Genomic DNA, 24,773 nt, shown 5'->3' on the forward strand with positions numbered 1-24,773 from the left:
AAGTTGTCGTCGCCACCGAACGGCGAAGGGCCCGTACGACCGAAGTCGTACGGGCCCTTGCTCACTTCACTAGGCGTCAGCCGTTGCGCTTCCAGCGCGGCTTGTCCTCGCGGCGGCCGAAGGAACCGGTGCCGGTACCCGTGCCGCGGTGGCTCGGACGGTCGTGGCCGCCGGCGCGGAAGCCGGGACGGTCGCCCTGGCGGTCACGGTTGAACGGACGGTCGCTGCCCCGGTGACCGGTCGCGGGACGGTCGTCACGGCGGAAGCCGCCACGGTCGTTGTCCCGGCGGTCGTTGTCCCGACGGAAGCCACCCGAGGGGCGGTCGTCACGGCGGTCGAAGGAACGGCCACCACGGTCGCCGTCACGGCGGTCGTTGTTGAAGCCGCCGGACGGACGGTCGTCACGACGGTCGAAGGAACGGCCACCACGGTCGCTGCCCCCACGGTCGTCGCGGCGGAAGCCGCCCGACGGACGGTCGTCACGACGGTCGAAGGAACGGCCACCACGGTCGCTGCCCCCACGGTCGTCGCGGCGGAAGCCACCGGACGGACGGTCGTCACGACGGTCGAAGGAACGGCCACCACGGTCGCTGCCCCCACGGTCGTCGCGGCGGAAGCCGCCCGACGGACGGTCGTCACGACGGTCACGGCGCTCGTAGTTGCCCCGCTCGTCACGCTGCTGACGCGGACGCTCGTAGGAGGAGGACACCTCACGCGCCGGCGCCTCGGCGGCGGCCTGCTCGGCCGCGGCCTCCACGACGGCAGCGGCCTCGGCGACCGCGGCCTCCGGGTCCTCGCCCCGCTCACGGGCGGCGCGGGCGACCAGGCGGTCGGCCTCCTCGCGCAGCTCGGTCGCGCGGCGCTGCGCCCGCTCCAGCTCCTTGGTGAGCTGGGAGACCTCACGCTCGGCCTGCTGCGCCGCGTTGGCCGCGGACTCGGACTGGACCTCGGTCATCGAACGGGCGCCGGTGATGTCGGCGACCTCGGGCTCGAAGGCCGTACCGGAGTTGATGATGTGACGCCCGGCGTCGACGCCCGCGTCCTCCATCAGGCGGAAGATCTGGCGGCGCTGATGCGGCAGGGAGAGGGAGACGACCGTTCCCGTACGACCGGCACGGGCCGTGCGGCCGGCGCGGTGCAGGTAGTCCTTGTGGTCGCCGGCCGGGTCCACGTTCAGGACCAGGTCGATGCCGTCGACGTGGATACCGCGGGCGGCGACGTCGGTCGCGACGAGCGCGTTGACGTAGCCGTCCTTGAAGTCGGCCAGCGTGCGGGTACGCGCGCCCTGGGTCATGCCGCCGTGCAGCGCGTCGGCCTTCACACCGGAGTCGCGCAGCTGCTCGGCGATACGGTCGGCGCCGAGCTGGGTGCGGACGAAGATGATGGTGCGGCCCTTGCGGGAGGCGATCGCGGCGGTGACCGGCGCCTTGTCCTTGGGCTTCACGATCAGGATGTGGTGCGACATGGTCGTGACGTTGCCCTGGGCGCTGTCGACCTCGTGCGTGACCGGGTTGCTCAGGTAGCGCTTGACCAGCGTGGAGATCTCGTTCTCCATCGTGGCCGAGAACAGCATCCGCTGGCCGCCGGCCGGGATCTGGTCGAGCAGCTCGGTGACCTCGGGCAGGAAGCCCAGGTCGGACATCTGGTCGGCCTCGTCGAGGACGGCGACCTCGACGTTCTCCAGGGAGCAGGCGCCGCGGTTGATGATGTCGCGCAGGCGGCCGGGCGTGGCGACGAGGATGTCGACACCGCGCTCCAGGGCGTAGATCTGGTTGCCCATCGACGTACCGCCGCAGACGACCTTCATCTTGAGGCCGAGGACGTCGCCGTAGGGCTGGAGGGCGTCCGCGACCTGCATCGCGAGCTCACGGGTCGGGGTGAGGATGACGGCGCGCGGCTTGTGCTTCTCGGTGCGGCCGCCGGCGAGGCGGGCCATCGTCGGCAGGCCGAAGGAGAGGGTCTTGCCGGAGCCGGTGCGGCCACGGCCGAGGATGTCCTTGCCGGCCAGGGCGTCCGGGATGGTCGCGGCCTGGATCGGGAAGGGGGTGGTCACGCCGTTCTGGGCGAGCTTGCGCACCACGCCCTCGGGGAGACCGAGGTCCGCGAAGGTGGCCTCGGGAGCTTCCGCCGCAACCTCAGTGCCCTCGTTCTCGGGCACGACGACGTGATCAGTACTGGAAATGGACATGCGTAAGCGAAACCTTCCGGAGTCTCGTCGGCACGCGCCCGTCAACTCCGTGTTTCGCAATACGACCGCCTCTATGCGGTCAGCCACGGCAAGGGAGAGAACGCGCCACACGGCGCGCTCTGCGTTGGCGCCGGGCAATGGGATCAAACGATCTACCACCATACGCACCCACCACCCCCCAAGGCAAACCGATCCTCATAGACGTACGTCACACCCGACGAGGCCCGGCCTCTCGCCGCCCCAACTCCCTTGCGCGCCCGAACTCTTCTACGCCGGCGACCCCGCGGTCGGCGCCGGCTCCCGCTCCGCCAGCTGCGGCGCCGTCTCCTCGTGCGCCGACGACGACGGCTCCGCGACCGTCGGCTCCGGCGAGGCGGACGTCGGCTGCTCGCTCGGCGTCGGCTGCGGCTCGGACGTACGCGTCGGGGTCGGCGACGCCTTGGGCGGCGCGGGAACCCCCGGCTTCGCCGGCTCGCCGGACGCCGGAGCGGACCGGGAGGCCCCCGCGGACGGCGAGGCCGAGGGCGACGCCGACTCCCCGCCCGCCTTCTTCTCCCGCCTGCCGTCCCCGTGCTTGCCGTCGGCGGCGACCCCGCCCCCACCGCCCCGCCCGGACACCGCCGATCCCCCGTCGGGCGCCTCACCACCCCGCTGCCCCGCGGAATGCGACGGCTTCACGCTCCCTCCCCCGCCGTCCTCGCCCACGCTCATGCAGCCGGCGGCAGCGGCGACGGCCATGACCGTGGCGGCCAGACGGACGGGTACGTACAAGGGGCGCACGGAAAGCCACCTCCGAGGCGGGGGAAGGAGTCAACATGCCCAACTCCCGCCGCCCGCAAGAGGACACGCGAGTGAGTGACGTCGCGAGCACGGGCCGGACGGCCCGGCTGCCGGCATTCGGCCGGCGCCCGCCCGTCTGCCGGCCGGTGAGCGGCTCCGCAGTGCCCGGCGGCAGACAGGGGCCGTCCGCGCCGCCGCCACAGACGCTTCGTCCCTGACAATGGCTGTGTGCTGGAGATGACACGCGAATCTTTCGAGGAACTCGTGAGCCAGGCGCTGGACAAGATCCCGCCGGAGCTCGCCAGGGTCATGGACAACGTCGCCGTGTTCGTCGAGGACGAGCCTCCAGCCGACGACCCCGAGCTGCTGGGCCTGTACGAGGGCACCCCGCTCACCGACCGCGGCGAGTGGTACGCGGGCGTGCTGCCCGACCGCATTTCGATCTACATGGGCCCCACGCTGCGCTACTGCGAGACGACCGAGGACGTGGTGCACGAGGTCGCCGTGACCGTGATCCACGAGATCGCCCATCACTTCGGCATCGACGACAAACGGCTCCACGAACTCGGCTGGGGCTGACCCCCTCACCCGCCCGGCCGAACTCCCGACAGGCACGGCACGTCCGTACGAGAGTCACGAGCCCGCCCGCATATCCACGCCCGCACTTGGGCATACGGGACCAATGGCCCGCGTCCCCGCCGTCGCCGTGACCGTCCTGAACCGGATACGAAGGGCTCCAGGCACCCTCGCCCGGCACTACCGCACCCGCCGCCCGCTCCCGGCGCTCGAACTGGTCCGCCAGCCCCACCCCTGGCCCCGCGCCCTGGGCCTGGCCGCCGTCGTCCTGCTCGGCGCCTGGCTGGGGCTGCTGGTCGTCGGCAACGTACGGGTCCCGGTCGGCCCCATGAACACGACGATGACCCTGCGCCCCTCCGTGACCGGCGGCACGAAGATCAACATCTCGCCGCTGGGCGCCCTGGAGCTGAACAGCCACCACGCACCGTTCCGCCTGGACGTCAACGTCGACCAACTGGACCCCGTCCGCGCCCAGGCCCTGGTCGACCACCCCGAACGCCTCTCGGGACTCCAGGACGAGGTCGCCCACGACGTCGAGCACGGCACCCTCGACCTGGCCCTGCGCTCCGGCGTCGCCGTCGTCTCCGGCGCGACGGCCCTCGGCCTCGCCGTCTACCGCCGCCCCCGCCGGGCCCTGGCTGCCGGCGGCACGGCCCTCGCCCTCCTCGCCGCCTCCGGGGCATCGGCGTACGCCACTTGGAACCCCGAGTCCGTCCTCGAACCGAAGTACTCGGGCCTGCTGTCCTCCGCACCCTCCGTGATCGGCAACGCACGCAACATCGTCACCGAGTTCGACGTCTACCAGAAGGAGTTGGCGCGCCTGGTGACCAACGTGACGAAGCTCTACGACGTCACGTCCACCCTCCCCGCCTACCAGCCGGACCCGTCCACGGTCCGCGTCCTGCACGTGTCGGACATCCACCTCAACCCCGCGAGCTGGAAGATCATCGCGTCGCTCGTGGACCAGTACAAGGTGAACGTGATCGTCGACACCGGCGACACGATGGACCACGGCACGACCGCGGAGAACGGCTTCCTCGACCCGGTCGCGGACCTGGGCGCGCCCTACGTCTGGGTGCGCGGCAACCACGACTCCGCGGCCACCCAGCGCTACCTCTCCCGCATGAAGAACGTGCACGTCCTGGACGACGGCCGGGCTGAGACCGTCGCGGGCCTGCGCTTCGCGGGCATCGGCGACCCGCAGTTCACCCCCGACCGCTCGAACGAACTGGGAGCGGACGCGTCGGAGGAGCTCGCGGGCGACCGCCTCGCCTCGGCCCTGCACGACCAGAAGACCGCCGGCACCCCGGTCGACGTGGCCATGGTCCACGAACCGTCGGCGGCCCGCGAGGTCGACGGCGAGGTACCCCTGGTCCTCTGCGGCCACCTGCACCACGAGGGCGACGAGATCCTGAAGAACGGCACCCGTCTGCGCATGGAGGGCTCGACCGGCGGCAGCGGCCTGCGCGCACTGGAGCACAGGTACCCGGCCCCGATCGAGGCCTCGATCCTCTACTTCGACCGCGACTCCCGCCGGCTCCAGGCCTGGGACGCGATCAAGCTGGGCGGCCTGGGCGAGACAACGGCGGAGGTCACCCGCCAGCTCCCGAAGGAGAACCAACCGGGAGCCACCCCGACCTCCCCCGCCCCGTCCACACCTTCCGCGTCCACACCCTCCACCTCAGCCCGGTAAACCGTTTTGGCGATACCTCCCGCCATCCCATATGCTTCTCACGTCCCCGACGCGCTGAGAAGCGCCCAGGCGGGCCGATAGCCCTCATCGTCTAGCGGCCTAGGACGCCGCCCTTTCAAGGCGGTAGCACGGGTTCGAATCCCGTTGGGGGCACGTAAGACCGTGTGCGACACTGTCGTACGCAACAGCTTGGTCCTGTGGAGCAGTTTGGAGTGCTCGCCACCCTGTCAAGGTGGAGGCCGCGGGTTCAAATCCCGTCAGGACCGCTGAGGTTTCCCCGGAAACCTCGTGGCTGGGTAGCTCAGTTGGTACGAGCGATCGCCTGAAAAGCGATAGGTCGCCGGTTCGACCCCGGCCCCAGCCACAACCGCCCTTACCAGGGCATACGCCCCCTCCGGGATCATCCGGAGGGGGCGTTCGCATGCCGCCCCCAGGCCCTGGGCAGAGTGCCGAAACCCCCTCCTGCATAATCCGGCAAGGGATTCTCATTCACGGGATCTCCATTGCTCGTACAGAGCCCGAGGGGGGTTCTTGAGACAGATCGCCAGAGGGCTGGTGACGGCCGGTGCCGTCCTGGTCGGCACACTCGCGATACCCGGTACGGCCCACGCCGCGGGGCCCACCGTCAAGGATGCGTACAGCGACGCGAGCGACTGGTCCGTGCTCGACGTACGCCTCAACTACAGCGGCGGGATCGACAAGATCACCGCCACGCTCCGCCCGGTCGGCAGCAGCGACACGGACGCGCCGGTGGCCACCGTCACCGACTTCACGAAGAAGTACGACATCTACTCGTGGGACGGCGTCTGGGCCTCCCAGCCCCTGCGGCTGGACGCCCTCGGCAAGTACACGGTCGACATCGAGGTCACGGACAGCTCCGGCGAGACCACCGTCCAGAAGGACGCGGGCACGCTGAACTACGCGAAGCAGCCCGTCTTCAGCGACTTCACCGTCACGCCCACCGAGCCGGACGTCGAGCACAGGACGGCCACCGCCACCGGCGACCTGGTCCTCCGCGACCCGCGCACCCACGAGACGGTGCCGCTGGCCGGCACCACCGTGGACGCCGAGTTCGACAACGGCGGCAAGGACGTGCCCACCGTCACCGACGACGCCGGCCATTTCTCCGCCTCGGCCGAGACAACGGGCGGCTGGGCCTCCGCCGAATACGCCGGCGACCTCGGCCATGTCAGCGCGGACGTCGTCCAGGTCTCGCCGCAGGCCGCGCCGACCCGGTTCGTCCTCGACCAGAGCGCCTTCCACGTCACCACCGGCGACAAGATCACTGTCGCCGGCACGCTCCAGTACCAGTACGACGGCGAGTGGAAGCCGCTGGCCGGCACCCCGGTGGAGATCGACTACAAGGACTGCAGCACCTGCAGCCCCGTCGACACGACGACCGACGCGAACGGCCGCTTCTCCTTCGACAAGACCCCGTACGGCGCCAGAACCGTCTACGAGATCTCCATCCCGACGCGACCGTTCAACCCCTACATCGTGCACACGGCCGCCGACGTCACCGCCGCGGTCACCGCGACGACGAAGTTCAGCTCGTTCACGGCGTCGCTGGACAAGGACGCCGAGGTGACGATCAACGGCACCCTCGACGTGACCGGCCGCGACGGCCGCGACTCGGCCAACGTCGCCATCCAGTACTCGGCCGACGGCAAGACGGGCTGGACCACCCAGAAGATCCTGAAGGTCGTCTTCGGTGATGACTTCTCGGATCGGCTGCCGGGCTACACCGACGGCTACTGGCGCCTGAGCTACGCCGGCTCCAGCACCGCGGACATCAAGGGCACCGTCAGCGACAGCCTGCGCCGCAACCGCGCCCTCACCCGGGTCAAGGACGCCAACGCGTCCCCCGAGCCCGTGTACAAGGGCAGGACGATCACCGTCAAGGGTGTACTCCAGGAGCACAAGGTCGGCGCCACCAGCTGGAACGCCTACGGCGGCAGGAAGGTGCAGATCCTCTTCCGGCCCAAGGGGAAGTCGACCTGGTACCTGATGGCCACGGTCACCACGAAGACGAACGGCTCCTTCAGCAAGGGCTTCACGGCCAAGCAGGACGGCACCTGGGTGCCCGTCTTCCTGTACCCCGACAGCAAGCATTTCGTGGGTGACGGCCGGGAGGACTACGTCGACGTGCGGTGACCGCCGTACAGGACACCCGTAGGGAGGGCCGGGGCAGGGGAACACGAAGTCACGGGCCCCGAAAGGCACCGGGCACAAATCGTTCGCCAGGGATTTCCCCGGGATGAGATCCTGGATCGCGTATGTCTACGCACCCTGCCCCCGCCACCCCGGCCCTCGGCGCCCTCGCCGCCCGCCTGACCGAGCTGTCCCTGCGCGACGCGCACCGGCTCGGGCGCAGGCTCGAAGGCGCGCGCAAGATCCGTAAGCCGCAGGCCCAGGCCGCCGTTCTCGCCGAGATCGAGGCGGAGGTCGCGAAGGCCGAGCAGCGGATGGGCGAGCGGCGCGGCCGGCTGCCCGCCGTCTCGTACCCCGAGCAGCTGCCCGTCAGCCAGAAGAAGAGCGAGATCGCCGACGCCATCCGCGATCACCAGGTCGTCATCGTCGCCGGTGAGACCGGCTCCGGCAAGACGACCCAGATCCCGAAGATCTGTCTCGAACTGGGGCGCGGGGTGAAGGGCATGATCGGGCACACCCAGCCCCGTCGTATCGCCGCCCGCACCGTCGCCGAGCGGATCGCCGAGGAACTGGACACGCCTCTGGGCGAGGCCGTCGGCTGGAAGGTGCGGTTCACCGACCAGGTGAACCCGGACGCCACCTTCGTCAAGCTGATGACGGACGGCATCCTGCTCGCCGAGATCCAGACCGACGGCGAGCTGCGCGCCTACGACACGATCATCATCGACGAGGCCCACGAGCGGTCCCTGAACATCGACTTCCTGCTCGGGTACCTCGCCCAGCTGCTGCCGAAGCGGCCCGATCTCAAGATCGTCATCACCTCCGCGACCATCGATCCGGAGCGGTTCTCCCGGCACTTCGGCGACGCGCCGATCGTCGAGGTCAGCGGGCGGACGTATCCGGTGGAGGTGCGCTACCGCCCGCTCCTCGAAGAGGACTCGGACGACTCCGACCGCGACCAGATCACCGCGATCTGCGACGCGGTGGAGGAGCTCCAGGGGGAGGGCAAGGGCGACATCCTCGTCTTCCTCTCGGGTGAGCGGGAGATCCGGGACACGGCGGACGCGCTGGTCAAGAAGAACTACCGGTTCACGGAGGTGCTGCCCCTGTACGCACGCCTCTCCCACGCCGAGCAGCACCGTGTCTTCCAGCAGCACACGGGGCGCAGGATCGTTCTGGCTACGAACGTCGCCGAGACGTCCCTGACCGTCCCGGGCATCAAGTACGTCATCGACCCGGGCTTCGCCCGTATCTCCCGCTACAGCCACCGTACGAAGGTCCAGCGGCTGCCGATCGAGCCGGTCTCGCAGGCCAGCGCCAACCAGCGCAAGGGCCGCTGCGGCCGTACGTCCGACGGCATCTGCATCCGCCTCTACTCCGAGGACGACTTCGTCGCCCGCCCGGAGTTCACCGACGCGGAGATCCTCCGTACGAACCTGGCCTCCGTCATCCTGCAGATGACCGCGGCCGGCCTCGGCGACATCGAGAAGTTCCCCTTCATCGACCCGCCGGACCACCGCAACATCCGCGACGGTGTGCAACTGCTCCAGGAGCTGGGCGCGTTGGACCCGGCGGAGAAGGACGTACGCAAGCGGCTCACGCAGAGCGGGCGCAAGCTCGCCCAGCTGCCGGTCGACCCCCGGCTGGCCCGGATGGTCCTGGAGGCCGACAAGAACGGCTGTGTGCGCGAGGTCATGGTGATAGCCGCCGCGCTCTCCATCCAGGACCCGCGCGAGCGCCCCGCCGACAAACAGGCGCAGGCGGACCAGCAGCACGCCCGCTTCAAGGACGAGACGAGCGACTTCCTCGCCTACCTGAACCTGTGGCGGTACGTCCGCGAGCAGCAGAAGGAGCGGGGTTCGTCGTCCTTCCGCCGCATGTGCAAGCAGGAGTACCTCAACTTCCTGCGCATCCGCGAATGGCAGGACATCTACACCCAACTCCGCACCGTCGCCAAGCAGATGGGCATCCACCTCAACGAGGACGATGCACCCGGCGACCGCATCCACGTCTCCCTCCTGGCCGGACTGCTCTCGCACATCGGCATGAAGGACGTGAAGGAGGGCGCGAAGAACGAGTACCTGGGCGCGCGGAACGCCAAGTTCGCGGTCTTCCCGGGCTCGGCGCTCTTCAAGAAGCCGCCGCGCTTCGTGATGTCGGCGGAGCTGGTGGAGACCTCCCGCCTCTGGGCGCGCGTCAACGCCAGGATCGAGCCCGAATGGGTCGAGCCGCTGGCCGAGCACCTCCTCAAGCGCACGTACAGCGAACCGCACTGGGAGAAGGACCAGGCGGCCGTGATGGCGTACGAGAAGGTCACGCTGTACGGCGTCCCGATCATCGCCCAGCGCAAGGTGAACTACGGCCGTATCGACCCGGAGACGTCCCGCGAGCTGTTCATCCGCAACGCGCTCGTCGAGGGCGACTGGCGCACGCACCACAAGTTCTTCGCCGACAACCGCAGACTCCTCAGCGAGGTCGAGGAGCTGGAGCATCGCGCCCGGCGCCGGGACATCGTCGTCGACGACGACACGCTCTTCGACTTCTACGAGGCCCGGGTGCCCGAACACGTGGTGTCCGGCGCCCACTTCGACTCCTGGTGGAAGCGGAAGCGGAACGAGCAGCCGGAGTTCCTGGACTTCGAGCGGGAGATGCTCATCCGGGAGTCGGCGGAGGCGGTCACGAAGGCCGACTATCCGGACTCGTGGCGGCAGGGGCCGCTGAAGTTCCGGGTGACGTACCAGTTCGAGCCGGGCGCGGACGCCGACGGCGTGACCGTGCACGTTCCGCTCCAGGTCCTCAACCAGGCCTCGGACGAGGGCTTCGACTGGCAGATCCCGGGCCTTCGGGAGGAGCTGGTCACCGAGCTGATCCGCTCCCTCCCCAAGCCGATCCGCCGCAACTACGTGCCGGCACCGAACTTCGCGAAGCGCTTCCTGGACACGGCAGTGCCTCTCCAGGAGCCGCTGACCACGACCATGGCACGCGAACTGAAGCGCATGGTCGGCGTGCCCTTCGAGGCGTCCGACTTCGACTGGTCGAAGGTCCCTGACCATCTGCGCATCACCTTCCGCATCGTCGACGAGCGGCGTCGCAATCTCGCCGAGGACAAGGACCTTGAGGCGCTGAAGCTCCGGCTGAGGCCGAAGGCGCGCCAGGCGCTGTCCCAGGCGGCGGCCGCCACGGCCGAGCGGCAGGGTGGGGAGGCCCTGGAGCGCAAGGGCCTCACCGACTGGACGATCGGCTCTCTCACCCGCGTCTTCGAGACGCGCCGCGCCGGCCAGCCGGTGAAGGCGTATCCGGCCCTGGTGGACGACGGTGACACGGTCTCTGTGCGCCTCTTCGACACGGAGGCGGAGCAGGCGGAGGCGATGTGGAAGGGCACGCGCAGGCTGATCCTGCGCAACATCCCCGTCAACCCGGCGAAGTTCGCGTCCGAGAAGCTGACGAACGCCCAGAAGCTCGCCCTGTCCGCGAATCCGCACGGCTCGATCCAGGCTCTGTTCGACGACTGCGCGATGGCGGCGGCGGACAAACTGATCGGGGACTTCGGCGGCCCGGCGTGGGACGAGGAGTCGTATCGGAAGCTGTTCGACAAGGTGCGCGCGGAGATCGTGGACACGACGATCCGCACGGTGGGCCAGGTGCAGCAGGTCCTGGCGGCCTGGCAGGCGTGTGAACGCCGCCTGAAGGCCGTACGGAGCCCTGCGCTGCTGCCGAACCTCGCGGACGTACGCAAGCAGCTGGACGCCCTTGTGAAGCCGGGTTTCGTGACGGAGGCGGGGCTGCGTCGCCTCGCCGACCTGATGCGCTATCTGGTGGCCGCGGATCGCCGGCTGCAGCAGATGCCGACGGGCGTGCAGCGGGACACGACGCGCATGGAGAAGGTCCACGAGATGCAGGACGAGTACGCGTGGCTGCTGGAGCAGATGCCCCAGGGCCGCCCCGTCCCGTCCTCGGTGCTGGACATCCGCTGGATGATCGAGGAGCTCCGGGTCAGCTATTTCGCCCACGCCCTCGGCACGGCCTACCCCGTCTCCGACAAGCGGATCGTGAAGGCGATCGACGCGGCCGCACCGTAACCACCCGCGCACACGGGGTGAGTTCGACCAGCGGGCTCACCCTCCTGTACAGTCTCTTCTCGCAGCGCAACGCAAGAATCGCACTGCGAAACCTGGTCCTGTGGAGCAGTTTGGAGTGCTCGCCACCCTGTCAAGGTGGAGGCCGCGGGTTCAAATCCCGTCAGGACCGCAGTAGAAGGACGAAGGCCCGCATCCCGCCAAGGGACCGCGGGCCTTTCACATGCCACCACCGCACCCCCCAGCCCCGTCCAGGCGGACGCCGCGCCCGCGGCGAAGCCGCAATCGGACACAGCAAATCCCGTCAGGACCGCAGTAGAAGGACGAAGGCCCGCATCCCGCCAAGGGACCGCGGGCCTTTCGCATGTCACGGGCCTTCCACAGCTGCCTTCACCGTTCGGCGCCGGTCCGCATCTCCCAGCCCGTCCGGCGTTTGAGGACGAGGCCGTTCAGGCCGACGCGGGGGCTGGGGGCGGCAGCCCCCAGGAGGCGGTCGGTTCAGCGCGCGGCGGTGAAAATGGGGCGGCGCGGCAGGCACACGCGTCCCGCGGGGCACCACGCCGTCTTGACGCCGTCACTTTCCGTCGGTACCCAGGAGGCAGGGCCCGTTCCCCGTGCGGCCCACGGAGGTGGCGTATGGCGGCATCGGTCAGGCACGAGACACGGGCCTTGCTCCGTGCGCACCTGTCGGCCGCTTCGTCGTACGGCCACCTGACCCGCCACTGCCCGATCTGCCACCACCTGCTGCGGCTGGCGATGGACTCACCGAGGGGCGCCGACGCACCGGACGACGTCGTGGAGGACGAAAGTCCCGCCGGCGTCTGACCCCGACGGCCCCCAACACCCGCCTCACCGTGGGAGCCTGGAGCACCTACCTCCATTAGCGCACGTGCACCAAGCGCAACAAGGACCCTGGCATGTGACGGGTGTCACCGCATGAGTTTCTGATACCGCGGTACTTACACCCCACCTACAACTGGTCAATTTTATATGTGCAATTGCACCCTCCACGGGGCTCCTCGCGGGGCGCCGCACAGAGGCCCCCCACAGGAGATCCGACAGCCCTCCCCAGACTCCGACAGGGCCACTCACAGGGCCGTCGGCCAGGCATGCCATGCACACAAAAAAGATCGCGCTGGACCCGGCGGAGTCCAGCGCGATCGACGACGCACCCTGTTACTTGCTTGAAAAGCTCTGAAGAGCGTGGGCGTGGAGCCTGTTGGGGCAGACCCCGCGTCGCTTGGAGCTAGGGTTCGGGCGCCACGGCACGTTGGGGGACCTGCCGATTTGCCCTGTTATGCAGTTGTTCAGGCCTCGCTGCGCTGCTGGGGGATGCCCGCGAGCAGAGCACGGACCTCCGCCTCGCGGTAGCGGCGATGCCCGCCGAGCGTACGGATCGAAGTAAGCTTGCCGGCCTTCGCCCACCGCGTGACCGTCTTGGGGTCGACGCGGAACATCGTGGCGACCTCAGCCGGGGTCAGCAGCGGCTCGGCATCAGGGGTGCGAGCGGTCATGAGCGGCCTCCTCGGGAGAACCGATCGTTCTCGGTTCTTTCCTCTAAATTCTGCACCTTGACCCGCGTTGCCCGAAATGGCGGACGCGAGTCGAGTCGGTTATAGGACGAACGGCTTGTCCTCGGCACTACAACTACACCATCTGTCCAGCCTCGTCGGCCAAACCGATGGAATTGCCCCTCCAGGTGTTCATCAGCCACGGAAGCCGATGGACCATGCCATAACGGACAGTCACGCCCCTGTGACGATCAGTCACAGGACACTCAGGAGCCACGAGACCCCCCAAAGCGTGCAATACGGACGGAGTCCCCCCCGGACTCCTTGTCCTATTTTGGCATGAGGAGGGGCAAGGGACGCAAGAGCCGCGTAAGTGCGGTCCATCACGCTTGGCCGGGGTTGAGGCTTACTTGAGGCGATCGCCCGGATCGTGACCTACGTCCCAAGTCGGGGAAACCTCAGTCACCTCAGGTACCTCGGTGCGAGGACAAAACCCCAAAACGGGCGTCACGTCAAACGTCAGTTCGCCGAGCGCCGGTCCCTGACCGACCGCCAGCGCTCCACGAGCCGCGCGTACGCGTCCCCCGCGGCCGCCCCGTCGCCGTGCCGCAGCGCCTCGATGCCCTCGGCCACGTCCGCCGCCGAGTGGTCGTCCTCCAGCTCGCCGGCCGGCAGGGTGTGCACCAGGCCGCCGTAGTCCAGCTCCACCAGCGAGCGCGGATGGAACTCCTCCAGCCAGCGCCCCACATCCACCAGACCGTCGATCAGCGGCCCCTCGTCGATGCCGTCCTTCAGCGCCCGCAGCGCCCGCGCCACGCGCCGCCGCGCCTGCACCATCGGCGTCTGGTAGCGCAGCATCGGGGGGATCTCGCCGGAGCCCTTGTCGAAGCGCCGCTCCTCGTCCGACACCAGCACGAACCAGTGCAGCGGCACCTGCCAGGTCGACATGCGGATCCAGGGGCGGGCGTCCGGGTTGCGCACCAGCCAGCGCTCGTAGTCCTGGGTCGCCTGACGTCGTACGACCTCCGGCAGTACGGCGTCCAGGACCGGCTTCGGCAGCTCCTCCGGCAGCTCCTGAAGGGCCTGCCACCCCCGCAGCCGGGTCCGCCAGGGACACACGCACACCACCCCGTCGACCTCCAGCACGAAGGCGTCGCTGCTCTCGTGCACCGGCACGGGGATCGGCGGGGTGGGCACCAAGTCGGCCAGGGAGCGGCGGAGTTCGTCCTGGTACGAGGGGCGGCCCGAGCGCCGGGCGTAACGCGCCCAGTGGCTGCGCTCCGGTTCGGGGAAGGCGGCCAGTGGTTCGTACACGCGCAGATACGTCGCGTACGGGACGATCACCGAGGACACCTTGGGCACGCCTGCTCCCTCCCCCGCCCACCACCGGGAAAACCTGCGGAACCCGCTCACAAACGGGCGGGAAATCTATGCAAATCGTCGCACGGACATCATCCCGTGGTAGGTGATCCTGAGCACTGCGCGGATGGCGGGGCTCCCAGGCTCTAATCTCGTCCTCACAGCCCCCGCCACCCACACGGGAGCTGGTCTCCAACCGCCGCTACTTACTTCAGGAGTCACCACCGTGACCGACGTAACCGGCGCACCTGCTGATGTACTGCACACCCTGTTCCACTCGGACCAGGGCGGACATGAGCAAGTCGTGCTCTGCCAGGACCGCGCCAGCGGCCTCAAGGCCGTGATCGCCCTTCACAACACCGCTCTGGGCCCCGCCCTCGGCGGTACGCGCTTCTACCCGTACGCGAGCGAGGCCGAGGCCGTCGCCGACGCGCTGAACCTCGCGCGCGGGATGTCGTACAAGAACGCCATGGCCGGTCTCGACCACGGCGGCGGCAAGGCCGTGATCATCGGCGACCCGGAGCGGGACAAGACCGAGGAGCTGCTGCTGGCCTACGGCCGGTTCGTGGCCTCCCTCGGCGGGCGGTACGTCACCGCGTGCGACGTCGGCACCTACGTCGCCGACATGGACGTCGTGGCCCGCGAGTGCCACTGGACCACGGGCCGCTCGCCCGAGAACGGCGGCGCGGGCGACTCCTCCGTCCTCACCGCCTTCGGCGTCTACCAGGGCATGCGGGCCAGCGCACAGCACCTGTGGGGCGACCCGTCGCTGCGCGGCCGCAAGGTCGGCATCGCAGGCGTCGGCAAGGTCGGTCACCACCTGGTCGGGCACCTCCGGGACGAGGGCGCCGAGGTCCTCATCACGGACGTGCGCGAGGAGGCCGTCGGGCGGATCCTCGCGGCACACCCGACGGGCGTGCGCGCGGTCGCCGACACCGCGACCCTGATCCGCGCCGAGGGCCTCGACATCTACGCCCCCTGCGCGCTCGGCGGGGCCCTGAACGACGACACCGTGCCCGCACTGACCGCGAGGATCGTCTGCGGGGCCGCCAACAACCAGCTCGCCCACCCGGGCGTCGAGAAGGACCTCGCCGACGGGGGGATCCTCTACGCGCCGGACTACGTGGTGAACGCCGGCGGTGTCATCCAGGTCGCCGACGAGCTGCACGGCTTCGACTTCGACCGGTGCAAGGCGAAGGCGGCGAAGATCTTCGACACCACGCTCGCCATATTCGCTCGTGCGAAGGCGGACGGGATTCCGCCGGCCGCGGCGGCCGACCGGATCGCGGAGCAGCGGATGCACGAGGCGGCCACGGGCCGCAGTCTCTGACCTTCAGGAGGTTTGGCCGGTACCCGTCGGCGCACACTTAGAGAGAACTCTCACGTTCGTCGGCGGGTCGCCTGCCGAGAAGTGGTTAAAATCGCGGTTGACCAGCGGGGACGGCGCGCCCCGAGGGTCCTGGACTCGGGCCCGTCCTGCGGGCGACGTACCGTATGGGCGCGGGCTCAGGTACCGTGGAAGCCCTACGGACCGGTCTCTCTGCGGAGGGCCCGTTCCAGATCATGAACGCGTGTCAAGACTCTGGGGCCGCCGGGCCCCGTATCCGAGGGGGTCGAGCCATGGGGCGCGGCCGGGCAAAGGCCAAGCAGACGAAGGTCGCCCGCCAGCTGAAGTACAGCAGCGGCGGGACTGACCTCTCGCGTCTGGCCAATGAGCTGGGCGCATCGACTTCGAGCCAGCCGCCGAATGGCGAGCCGTTCGAGGACGACGACGACGAGGAAGACGACCCGTACGCCCAGTACGCGGATCTCTATAACGACGACGATGAGGACGAGGACGACGAGTCCGGTCCCGCGTCGCAACATCGTCGCGGCGCTTGACGCATTAAGCAGTGCTTGACCCGGTCCGGGGTGGTCCACACCACCGGACCGGGTTTTGTGCTGCCGTCGCGTCCGCCGTCGGATCCGTGTCCGCCGTCGGATCCGTGTCCGTCGGCGGGTCCGTGTCCGTCGGCGGGTCCGTCAGGCGCTGTAGTCGCCGACGAGCGCCGCGCCCGTCTCGTGGTCGCCGCGGTCGGTGATCTCTCCGGCCACCCAGGCCTCGACCCCGCGGTCGGCCAGCGTCGCCAGGGCCACGTCAGCCGACTCCTCGGGGACGATGGCGATCATGCCGACGCCCATGTTGAGGGTCTTCTCCAGCTCCAGGCGCTCGACCGAGCCGGTCTTGCCGACGAGGTCGAACACGGGGCCCGGGGTCCAGGTGGAGCGGTCGACGATCGCGTGCAGGCCGTCGGGGATCACTCGCGCCAGGTTCGCGGCCAGGCCGCCACCCGTGATGTGCGAGAAGGCGTGCACGTCCGTGGTGCGGGTCAGGGCCAGGCAGTCCAGCGAGTAGATCTTCGTCGGCTCCAGCAGCTCCTCGCCGAGGGTGCGGCCGAACTCCTCGATCCGTGCGTCGAGCGACAGTCCCGCCTGGTTCAGCAGGACGTGCCGGACGAGTGAGTACCCGTTCGAGTGAAGACCGGAGGCCGCCATGGCGATCACCGCGTCACCCGTACGGATGCGATCCGGGCCCAGCAGCCGGTCGGCCTCCACGACGCCCGTACCGGCGCCGGCGACGTCGAAGTCGTCCGGGCCGAGCAGCCCGGGGTGTTCGGCCGTCTCGCCGCCCACGAGGGCGCAGCCGGCCAGCACACAGCCCTCCGCGATGCCCTTGACGATCGCGGCGACCCGCTCGGGGTGGACCTTGCCGACGCAGATGTAGTCGGTCATGAACAGCGGCTCGGCGCCGCACACCACGATGTCGTCCATGACCATGGCGACCAGGTCGTGGCCGATGGTGTCGTACACACCCAGCCGGCGCGCGATGTCGACCTTGGTGCCTACGCCGTCGGTGGCGGAGGCGAGGAGGGGACGCTCGTAGCGCTTGAGGGCGGAGGCGTCGAAGAGGCCGGCGAATCCGCCGAGGCCGCCGAGGACCTCGGGGCGCTGCGTCTTCTTCACCCACTCCTTCATCAGCTCTACGGCGCGGTCGCCCGCTTCGATGTCGACGCCCGCGGCTGCGTAGCTGGCACCAGTTGTCTCAGACATGACGGTGAGAACTTTCGTGTCGTACTGCAGGTATGACGGGCTTTACGGGCGACGGATCGCGTCGGCCGCCGCCGTGGCTGCCGGACCGGCGGCCAGCTCGGTCTCCAGAAGCTGCTTGCCGAGCAGCTCGGGGTCCGGGAGCTCCATCGGGTACTCGCCGTCGAAGCAGGCGCGGCACAGGTTCGGCTTGGCGATGGTGGTCGCCTCGATCATGCCGTCGATGGAGATGTACGCCAGGGAGTCGGCGCCGAGCGAGGTGCCGATCTCGTCGATCGTCATGCCGTTGGCGATGAGCTCGGCGCGGGTGGCGAAGTCGATGCCGAAGAAGCAGGGCCACTTCACGGGGGGCGAGGAGATCCGGATGTGGACCTCCGCCGCGCCCGCCTCGCGGAGCATGCGGACCAGGGCGCGCTGGGTGTTGCCGCGCACGATCGAGTCGTCGACGACGACCAGTCGCTTGCCCTTGATGACTTCCTTCAGCGGGTTCAGCTTCAGGCGGATGCCGAGCTGGCGAATGGTCTGCGAGGGCTGGATGAACGTACGGCCGACATAGGCGTTCTTGACCAGGCCCGCGCCGAAGGGGATGCCGGACGCCTCCGCGTAGCCGATCGCGGCCGGGGTGCCGGACTCCGGGGTCGCTATGACGAGGTCGGCGTCGACCGGGGCTTCCTTGGCGAGCTTGCGGCCCATCTCCACGCGGGAGAGGTAGACGTTCCGGCCGGCGATGTCGGTGTCGGGGCGGGCCAGGTACACGTACTCGAAGACACAGCCCTTGGGCTTCGCATCCGCGAATCGAGAGGTGCGCAGGCCGTTCTCGTCGATGGCCACGAACTCGCCCGGCTCGATCTCGCGGACGTAGCTGGCGCCGCAGATGTCGAGGGCGGCGGACTCGGAGGCGACGACCCAGCCGCGCTCCAGGCGGCCGAGGACCAGCGGGCGGACGCCCTGCGGGTCGCGGGCCGCGTACAGGGTGTGCTCGTCCATGAAGACGAGCGAGAAGGCGCCCCTGACCTGCGGAAGGACCGTGTGTGCGGCCTCCTCGATGGTCAGCGGCTTGCCGTCGGCGTCGACCTGGGCCGCGAGCAGCGCGGTGAGCAGGTCGGTGTCGTTGGTGGCCGCGACACGCGTGGTGCGGCCACCCTCCTGCTTGGGCAGGTCGGCGACCATCTCGGCGAGCTGCGCCGTGTTGACCAGGTTGCCGTTGTGGCCGAGCGCGATGGAGCCGTGCGCGGTGGCACGGAACGTCGGCTGGGCGTTCTCCCACACGGAGGCGCCGGTGGTCGAGTAGCGGGCGTGACCGACCGCGATGTGACCGGTGAGCGAACCGAGCGAGGTCTCGTCGAAGACCTGGGACACGAGGCCCATGTCCTTGAAGACGAGGATCTGGGAGCCGTTGCTGACCGCGATTCCCGCGGATTCCTGGCCCCGATGCTGGAGGGCGTAGAGCCCGAAGTAAGTGAGCTTGGCGACCTCTTCGCCCGGAGCCCAGACACCGAAGACGCCGCAAGCGTCCTGGGGGCCTTTCTCGTCGGGGAGCAGATCATGATTGAGTCGACCGTCACCACGTGGCACGGCACCGAGTGTAGGCGAGATCGACCACTGGTCCGAATTGGGGACAGCTGCCGCTCTTGGGTCACCGTCCGGCGACCGCTTCGGCGCTTTCTCCGTTTTCGCTGGTCAGCGTGAGGTTTCGATGATCCAACTCGTAGCTCACCGTGCGGTCGAAGAGGCGCAGGAGGCTCCTCTCCGTATGCATGAGTGAGGTGTCGCACATGATTCGGGTGGTGGACGGGGCGCCCAGGGTGATATGTCCGTTGCGCACCGTGGCTTTCGCGGTCACGTGATTGCAGCCCAGCTTGCCGGTGACCTTGCCGGACTTCTCCTCGAACGTGAGGTACGCGGACCCCTTCTGCTTCTGCGGCAGGCTCGTCGCCGAGCCGTCGGCACCCAGTGCCGTGATGGTCCACTTCGTCCCGAACAAAGGCGCGTCCTTCTCCTTGGTGAGGTGGATGCGGTCGCCGTCGTGAGTGGTGAGGGTCAGCGCGTCGCCCTTGGCCTCGACCGTGAGCGAGCGGTCGGTGAGGGTGCGGGCGAGGGCCCGCTCGAAGGTCATCCGCCGCGGATCGCAGGCCATCAGGGTCTGGCGGGCGTTGGTCAGCTCGACGCGGTGGTCCGTGAAGTCGGCCTTGGCACTGAAGTGGTTGCAGCCGTAGCTGCCCTCGGCTGTTCCGTCGTCGGTGATCCGGACGTCGGCGCCGGCGGGAGCGCGCCGGGTGGTGCCGTCCACGGTGACGCTGTCGACCTTCCAGTGGACGCCCGACATTCCGGACGCCACGGAGGCGCTGCGTGCCTCGGAGACACCCCCCGTTTCGCTTCCGCACGCCAAGCCGAGCGGGAGAACGGTCAGGACGGCGAGGGTGAGTCGCATGTTGTCCATGCCGATGGGACGGGAGGGACGCGGGGCCGGTTCCCCTCCGCGGGCACGGCTCACCCCATGAGCGGCAGCAGCCCGCCCAGGTCCGCCCGCTCGCCACTGGCGCTGACCTGGGCGTTCTCGACCGCCTCCGGCCAGGTCACCCGCCCGGTCGCGAGCCGGATCCAGGTCAGCGGGTCCGTCTCGACGACGTTCGGAGGGGTGCCGCGGGTGTGCCGGGGGCCCTCGACGCACTGCACCACGGCGTACGGCGGGATCCGCACCTCCGTCGAGCCGCCGGGGGCCTTCACGGCCAGCGCGTCGGCGAGGAGCCGGGTGCAGGCGGCGAGGGCCTGGCGGTCGTACGGCACGTCGAGACCCGGCACCGCGGCGTTCAGGTCGTCGGTGTGGACGACCAGTTCGACGGTGCGGGTGACCAGGTAGTCGGCGAGCGTCATGGCGCCGGTGCGGGCGGCCAGGAGGCGGGCCTCGGGGGCGGTGGCGAGGGAGGCGGTGAATCGCTCGCCGGTGCGGGCGTAGAGGGCGTCGAGGTCGGGGTTGGCCTCGGCGAAGTCCCGGGTGCGGTCGGCGATGGCGGCGGCGCGGGGGGCGGTGGCGAACGGCCACTCGGTGAGCGTGAGCTCCGGCTTGGACGGCTCCTCGCTCCCGAGGCCAAGGCTGACGGTCTCCAAGGCCATGGCCAGATGCGCGGCCAGGTCCCGGACCGTCCACGCGCCGAGCCGGGTGGGTCCGGCCAGCTGCTCGGGGCTCAGGGAGGCCACGGCCTCCCGTACGTGCGTGAACTGGGAGAGGATCGCTGCCCGGATCTTGGCCGGGTCGTAGGCACGGGCGCGCTTCTTGGCCGGAGACATGCGGCGAGCCTAGGGCCTGTCCGCGTCCCGCCGGTCATTCGGGAGCCGGCGAAGGAACCAGTGACCTCGGGAGGACGCAGCGAAGGCCCCGCCGGCTGTGAACCGGTGGGGCCTTCACCGTCGTAGGGCTGCTTGGCCGTCGGACTGCTTGGCCGTAGGACTGCCTACTTGAGCAGTGCCGGGATGGTCTCCTCGTGCGCCGTGCGCAGCTCCTCCAGGGACAGCTCGAACTCGCCCTGGAGCTCGACCGTCTCGCCGTCGACGACACCGATGCGGGTGACGGGCAGGCCCCGTGCACCGCACATGTCGTTGAAGCGGACCTCCTCGGAGCGCGGCACGGCGACGACCGCACGCCCCGCCGACTCGGAGAAGAGGAGGGTGAAGGCGTCGAGCCCGTCCGGTACGACCAGACGCGCGCCCTTGCCGCCGAGCAGCGCCGACTCCACGACCGCCTGGATCAGACCGCCGTCGGACAGGTCGTGCGCGGAGTCGATCATGCCGTCGCGGGAGGCGGAGATCAGGATCTCGGCGAGCAGGCGCTCGCGCTCCAGGTCGACCTTCGGCGGCAGACCGCCGAGGTGGTCGTGCACGACCTGCGACCAGGCCGAGCCGCCGAACTCCTCGCGGGTGTCGCCGAGGAGGTAGAGCAGCTGCCCCTCCTCCTGGAAGGCGACCGGCGTGCGGCGCGCGACGTCGTCGATGACGCCCAGGACCGCGACCACGGGGGTCGGGTGGATGGCGACCTCGCCCGTCTGGTTGTAGAGCGAGACGTTGCCGCCGGTCACCGGGGTGCCGAGCTGCTGGCAGGCGTCGGCGAGTCCACGGATGGCCTCCGCGAACTGCCACATCACGGCCGGGTCCTCGGGCGAACCGAAGTTCAGGCAGTCGGAGACGGCGAGGGGCTTGGCGCCGGTGGTGGCGACGTTGCGGTACGCCTCCGACAGCGCCAGCTGCGCGCCCGCGTACGGGTCCAGCTTCGCGTAACGGCCGTTGCCGTCGGTCGCGATGGCGACGCCGAGGCCGGTCTCCTCGTCGATGCGGATCATGCCGGAGTCCTCGGGCTGGGCGAGGACGGTGTTGCCCTGCACGAAGTGGTCGTACTGCGAGGTGATCCACTTCTTGGAGGCCTGGTTGGGAGAGGCCACCAGCTTCAGGACCTGGTCCTTCAGCTCCGCCGAACTCGCGGGCCGCGCGAGCTTGCCCGCGTCGTCGGCCTGGAGGGCGTCCTGCCAGGACGGGCGGGCGTACGGGCGCTCGTAGACCGGGCCGTCGTGCGCGACCGTGCGCGGGTCGACGTCGACGATCTTGCCGCCGTGCCAGTAGATCTCCAGGCGGTCGCCGTCCGTCACCTCACCGATGACGGTCGCGATGACGTCCCACTTGTCGCAGATCTCCAGGAACCGGTCGACCTTCTCCGGCTCGACGACCGCGCACATGCGTTCCTGCGACTCGCTCATGAGGATTTCCTCGGGCGAGAGGGTCGAGTCACGCAGGGGTACGTCGTCCAGCGTCACGCGCATGCCGCCGGAGCCGTTCGAGGCGAGCTCGGAGGTGGCGCAGGAGAGACCGGCCGCGCCGAGGTCCTGGATGCCGACGACCAGCTTCTCCTGGAATGCCTCCAGGGTGCACTCGATGAGCAGCTTCTCCTGGAAGGGGTCGCCGACCTGGACGGCGGGGCGCTTCGACGGCTTGGCGTCGTCGAAGGTCTCGGAAGCCAGGATGGACGCGCCACCGATGCCGTCACCGCCCGTACGAGCCCCGTACAGGATGACCTTGTTGCCCGCGCCGGACGCCTTCGCGAGGTGGATGTCCTCGTGCCGCATCACGCCGATCGCGCCCGCGTTGACCAGCGGGTTTCCCTGGTAGCAGGCGTCGAAGACGACCTCGCCGCCGATGTTCGGCAGGCCCAGGCAGTTGCCGTAGCCGCCGATGCCGGCGACGACACCGGGCAGGACGCGCTTGGTGTCGGGATGGTCGGCCGCACCGAACCGCAGCGGGTCCACGACCGCGACCGGGCGGGCGCCCATGGCGATGATGTCGCGGACGATGCCGCCGACACCGGTCGCCGCACCCTGGTAGGGCTCGACGTACGACGGGTGGTTGTGCGACTCGACCTTGAAGGTGACCGCGTAGCCCTGGCCGACGTCGACGACACCCGCGTTCTCGCCGATACCGACGAGGAGCGCGTCGCTCTGCGGGGCCTTCTCGCCGAACTGGCGCAGGTGCACCTTGGACGACTTGTAGCTGCAGTGCTCGGACCACATGACTGAGTACATGGCGAGCTCGGCACCGGTGGGCCGACGGCCGAGGATCTCCACGACCCGCTCGTACTCGTCCTTCTTCAGGCCGAGTTCGGCCCAGGGCAGCTCGACGTCGGGGGTCGCGGCCGCGTGCTCGACCGTGTCCAGAGGCGTCCGGCTCATGCGTTGACCAGCTTCTTGAGGATCGAGGTGAAGAAGGGGAGGCCGTCGGTGCGGCCCGACCCGATGAGCGGCTCGACGGCGTGCTCCGGGTGCGGCATGAGGCCTACGACGTTGCCGGCCTCGTTGGTGATGCCGGCGATGTCGTTGAGCGAGCCGTTCGGGTTGAAGTCGACGTACCGGAAGGCGACGCGGCCCTCCGCCTCCAGCTTGTCCAGCGTGTACCGGTCGGCGACGTACCGGCCGTCCATGTTCTTCAGCGGGATGAAGATCTCCTGGCCCTCGCTGTAGTCGCTGGTCCAGGACGTGGAGGCGTTCTCCACCCGCAGCTTCTGGTCGCGGCAGATGAAGTGGAGGTGGTCGTTGCCGAGCATCCCGCCGGGAAGCAGGTGGGCCTCGGTGAGGACCTGGAAGCCGTTGCAGATGCCGAGGACCGGAAGGCCGGCCTTCGCCTGCTCGATGACCGTCTCCATCACCGGCGAGAAGCGGGAGATGGCGCCGGCCCGCAGATAGTCGCCATAGGAGAAACCGCCGGGGAGGACGACCGCGTCGACCTGGTGGAGGTTCTTGTCCTTGTGCCAGAGGGCGACCGGCTCGGCGCCCGCGAGGCGGATCGCACGCTGCGTGTCCCGGTCGTCGAGACTTCCGGGGAAAGTGACGACGCCAATACGAGCGGTCACTTCGCGGCCTCCGCGACTTCCTCGACCTTGACGGTGAAGTCCTCGATCACGGTGTTGGCGAGGAAGGATTCCGCAAGATCGTGGATGCGGGCGAGAGCGGCCTCGTCGACCGGTCCGTCAACTTCCAGTTCGAAACGCTTTCCCTGACGTACGTCGGAGATGCCTTCGAAACCCAGACGCGGCAGTGCGCGCTGCACCGCCTGGCCCTGGGGGTCGAGGATCTCCGGCTTGAGCATGACGTCGACTACGACGCGTGCCACTGGCACTCCCGGTGGTGTGGTGCTGAGCAGGTTCCTGCGGGTGTCTCCAACAGGTGCCTTCAGACTACCCGTACAAAATTTCTACGCGGGTAGAGTTGTAGGAAAGTACGTGACGGCCGTCACGATCGTGTATCGGACGGGTGCCTTCACGAAAAGTTCAGGGAAAGATCCCGGATCGATGCCCTGGAGGTATTGCGCGTGAGACACGCGGGGAGATTTAGTCGGGCTTCACATTGCAATGCCGGGCACTGTACAAATGAATTGTCATTAGCCGATACTTTGCCCATTAACTGGCGGACAGTCGGCATCTCCGCGACGTCGTGGCACGTCATCCACGTCTTCGTCGATTGAGGTGTCGCACGAAGGGACCGATATTCGTGGCGCAGAAGGTCGTAGTCACTCTCTTTGACGACATCGACGGCTCGGAAGCGGCGGAAACGATCGCCTTCGGACTCGACGGCAAGTCGTACGAGATCGACCTGAACCAAGCCAATGCCAAGAAACTGCGTAAGGCGCTCGCGCCGTACGTGGAGGCCGGCCGCAAACGGTCGAAGTCCGGCAGGACCTACCGGCAGACGGAGGTCGCCCCCGACCCGGCGGCCGTTCGCGCCTGGGCCCAGGCCAACAAGATGGACGTCCCGGCCCGCGGCCGGATCCCGAAGAAGGTTTACGAGGCGTTCAGCGCGGCGCAGTAGCCGCCGGCC

At 69.2% G+C, this 24,773-nt stretch carries 19 protein-coding genes and 4 tRNA genes; 12 read left to right on the forward strand and 11 right to left on the reverse strand.

What is annotated here, in order from left to right:
• Positions 1 to 76 precede the first annotated feature (76 nt).
• Positions 77 to 2,188 (reverse strand): DEAD/DEAH box helicase, encoded by a 2,112-nt coding sequence (locus OG870_RS22040; RefSeq protein ID WP_266583390.1) that lies wholly within the window; start codon positions 2,186 to 2,188, stop codon positions 77 to 79.
• 267 nt (positions 2,189 to 2,455) lie between these two features.
• The gene (locus OG870_RS22045) at positions 2,456 to 2,968 is read right to left on the reverse strand and encodes a hypothetical protein (RefSeq protein ID WP_266583388.1); all 513 of its coding nucleotides are present in this window, start codon (positions 2,966 to 2,968) and stop codon (positions 2,456 to 2,458) included.
• Positions 2,969 to 3,196: 228 nt separating this feature from the next.
• Between OG870_RS22045 and OG870_RS22050 the strand changes: the two genes are divergently transcribed.
• The 9 genes from OG870_RS22050 (at position 3,197) to OG870_RS22090 (ending at position 12,289) form a co-directional block, all read left to right on the forward strand.
• Positions 3,197 to 3,547, forward strand: coding sequence for a metallopeptidase family protein (locus tag OG870_RS22050; RefSeq protein ID WP_266517121.1), 351 nt, complete (start codon positions 3,197 to 3,199; stop codon positions 3,545 to 3,547).
• 103 nt (positions 3,548 to 3,650) lie between these two features.
• A complete protein-coding gene (locus OG870_RS22055) occupies positions 3,651 to 5,237 on the forward strand; it encodes a metallophosphoesterase family protein (protein ID WP_266583386.1) in 1,587 nt (528 codons plus the stop codon).
• Between the two features lie 80 nt (positions 5,238 to 5,317).
• A tRNA-Glu gene (locus OG870_RS22060) sits at positions 5,318 to 5,390 on the forward strand.
• A 38-nt stretch (positions 5,391 to 5,428) separates the two neighbouring features.
• A tRNA-Asp gene (locus OG870_RS22065) sits at positions 5,429 to 5,503 on the forward strand.
• Positions 5,504 to 5,527: 24 nt separating this feature from the next.
• A tRNA-Phe gene (locus OG870_RS22070) sits at positions 5,528 to 5,601 on the forward strand.
• Positions 5,602 to 5,768: 167 nt separating this feature from the next.
• On the forward strand, positions 5,769 to 7,391 hold the full coding sequence (locus OG870_RS22075; RefSeq protein WP_266583384.1) for a hypothetical protein: 1,623 nt from the start codon (positions 5,769 to 5,771) through the stop codon (positions 7,389 to 7,391).
• Between the two features lie 122 nt (positions 7,392 to 7,513).
• Complete coding sequence (hrpA, locus tag OG870_RS22080) at positions 7,514 to 11,467, forward strand: ATP-dependent RNA helicase HrpA (RefSeq protein WP_266583382.1); 3,954 nt, start codon at positions 7,514 to 7,516, stop codon at positions 11,465 to 11,467.
• Positions 11,468 to 11,561: 94 nt separating this feature from the next.
• Positions 11,562 to 11,636: transfer RNA gene (locus OG870_RS22085), tRNA-Asp, on the forward strand.
• A 464-nt stretch (positions 11,637 to 12,100) separates the two neighbouring features.
• On the forward strand, positions 12,101 to 12,289 hold the full coding sequence (locus OG870_RS22090; RefSeq protein ID WP_266517133.1) for a DUF6274 family protein: 189 nt from the start codon (positions 12,101 to 12,103) through the stop codon (positions 12,287 to 12,289).
• A gap of 482 nt (positions 12,290 to 12,771) precedes the next feature.
• On the opposite strand, the gene bldC is transcribed toward OG870_RS22090, so the two are convergent.
• Both bldC and OG870_RS22100 read right to left on the reverse strand, forming a co-directional pair.
• Entirely contained in the window at positions 12,772 to 12,978 is a 207-nt protein-coding gene (gene bldC, locus OG870_RS22095; protein WP_003949541.1) for a developmental transcriptional regulator BldC, read from the reverse strand.
• A gap of 516 nt (positions 12,979 to 13,494) precedes the next feature.
• Positions 13,495 to 14,337 carry a hypothetical protein gene (locus OG870_RS22100; RefSeq protein WP_266517136.1) on the reverse strand — a complete coding sequence of 281 codons (843 nt, stop codon included), beginning with the start codon at positions 14,335 to 14,337 and terminating at the stop codon, positions 13,495 to 13,497.
• Between the two features lie 223 nt (positions 14,338 to 14,560).
• Here OG870_RS22100 and OG870_RS22105 point away from each other — a divergent pair, with 223 nt between their 5' ends.
• Together OG870_RS22105 and OG870_RS22110 are read left to right on the forward strand one after the other, a co-directional pair.
• Positions 14,561 to 15,664, forward strand: a complete 1,104-nt coding sequence (locus OG870_RS22105) for a Leu/Phe/Val dehydrogenase (RefSeq protein ID WP_327691309.1) — start codon at positions 14,561 to 14,563, stop codon at positions 15,662 to 15,664.
• 290 nt (positions 15,665 to 15,954) lie between these two features.
• The gene (locus tag OG870_RS22110; protein ID WP_266517140.1) at positions 15,955 to 16,215 is read left to right on the forward strand and encodes a DUF3073 domain-containing protein; all 261 of its coding nucleotides are present in this window, start codon (positions 15,955 to 15,957) and stop codon (positions 16,213 to 16,215) included.
• 141 nt (positions 16,216 to 16,356) lie between these two features.
• Here OG870_RS22110 and purM read toward each other — a convergent pair whose 3' ends face one another.
• The 7 genes from purM to purS form a co-directional block, all read right to left on the reverse strand.
• Positions 16,357 to 17,424 (reverse strand): phosphoribosylformylglycinamidine cyclo-ligase, encoded by a 1,068-nt coding sequence (gene purM, locus OG870_RS22115; protein ID WP_266517143.1) that lies wholly within the window; start codon positions 17,422 to 17,424, stop codon positions 16,357 to 16,359.
• A 42-nt stretch (positions 17,425 to 17,466) separates the two neighbouring features.
• Positions 17,467 to 18,996: an amidophosphoribosyltransferase gene (purF, locus tag OG870_RS22120; RefSeq protein ID WP_266583380.1), complete on the reverse strand. Its 1,530-nt coding sequence runs from the start codon at positions 18,994 to 18,996 to the stop codon at positions 17,467 to 17,469.
• Positions 18,997 to 19,057: 61 nt separating this feature from the next.
• Complete coding sequence (locus tag OG870_RS22125; protein WP_266583378.1) at positions 19,058 to 19,861, reverse strand: META domain-containing protein; 804 nt, start codon at positions 19,859 to 19,861, stop codon at positions 19,058 to 19,060.
• A 50-nt stretch (positions 19,862 to 19,911) separates the two neighbouring features.
• Positions 19,912 to 20,709: a maleylpyruvate isomerase family mycothiol-dependent enzyme gene (locus tag OG870_RS22130; RefSeq protein ID WP_266517150.1), complete on the reverse strand. Its 798-nt coding sequence runs from the start codon at positions 20,707 to 20,709 to the stop codon at positions 19,912 to 19,914.
• Positions 20,710 to 20,873: 164 nt separating this feature from the next.
• On the reverse strand, positions 20,874 to 23,132 hold the full coding sequence (gene purL, locus OG870_RS22135; protein WP_266925232.1) for a phosphoribosylformylglycinamidine synthase subunit PurL: 2,259 nt from the start codon (positions 23,130 to 23,132) through the stop codon (positions 20,874 to 20,876).
• Positions 23,129 to 23,809 (reverse strand): phosphoribosylformylglycinamidine synthase subunit PurQ, encoded by a 681-nt coding sequence (gene purQ / locus OG870_RS22140; RefSeq protein WP_266517156.1) that lies wholly within the window; start codon positions 23,807 to 23,809, stop codon positions 23,129 to 23,131. The genes purL and purQ overlap by 4 nt, the downstream gene beginning before the upstream one ends.
• Positions 23,806 to 24,069: a phosphoribosylformylglycinamidine synthase subunit PurS gene (purS, locus tag OG870_RS22145; protein WP_015659417.1), complete on the reverse strand. Its 264-nt coding sequence runs from the start codon at positions 24,067 to 24,069 to the stop codon at positions 23,806 to 23,808. The genes purQ and purS overlap by 4 nt, the downstream gene beginning before the upstream one ends.
• A 377-nt stretch (positions 24,070 to 24,446) precedes the next feature.
• Here purS and OG870_RS22150 point away from each other — a divergent pair, with 377 nt between their 5' ends.
• Entirely contained in the window at positions 24,447 to 24,764 is a 318-nt protein-coding gene (locus OG870_RS22150; protein WP_099929933.1) for a histone-like nucleoid-structuring protein Lsr2, read from the forward strand.
• Positions 24,765 to 24,773 lie beyond the last annotated feature (9 nt).

Source organism: Streptomyces sp. NBC_00461 (genome assembly GCF_036013935.1).
GTDB lineage: Bacteria > Actinomycetota > Actinomycetes > Streptomycetales > Streptomycetaceae > Streptomyces.

Bases quoted from the DNA above. Each gene is read 5' to 3' on its own strand.
- OG870_RS22040 (WP_266583390.1), bottom strand. From the start codon at position 2,188: ATGTCCATTTCCAGTACTGATCACGTCGTCGTGCCCGAGAACGAGGGC.
- OG870_RS22055 (WP_266583386.1), top strand. From the start codon at position 3,651: ATGGCCCGCGTCCCCGCCGTCGCCGTGACCGTCCTGAACCGGATACGA.
- hrpA (WP_266583382.1), top strand. From the start codon at position 7,514: ATGTCTACGCACCCTGCCCCCGCCACCCCGGCCCTCGGCGCCCTCGCC.
- OG870_RS22090 (WP_266517133.1), top strand. From the start codon at position 12,101: ATGGCGGCATCGGTCAGGCACGAGACACGGGCCTTGCTCCGTGCGCAC.
- bldC (WP_003949541.1), bottom strand. From the start codon at position 12,978: ATGACCGCTCGCACCCCTGATGCCGAGCCGCTGCTGACCCCGGCTGAG.
- OG870_RS22110 (WP_266517140.1), top strand. From the start codon at position 15,955: ATGGGGCGCGGCCGGGCAAAGGCCAAGCAGACGAAGGTCGCCCGCCAG.
- purM (WP_266517143.1), bottom strand. From the start codon at position 17,424: ATGTCTGAGACAACTGGTGCCAGCTACGCAGCCGCGGGCGTCGACATC.
- OG870_RS22125 (WP_266583378.1), bottom strand. From the start codon at position 19,861: ATGGACAACATGCGACTCACCCTCGCCGTCCTGACCGTTCTCCCGCTC.
- OG870_RS22130 (WP_266517150.1), bottom strand. From the start codon at position 20,709: ATGTCTCCGGCCAAGAAGCGCGCCCGTGCCTACGACCCGGCCAAGATC.
- purL (WP_266925232.1), bottom strand. From the start codon at position 23,132: ATGAGCCGGACGCCTCTGGACACGGTCGAGCACGCGGCCGCGACCCCC.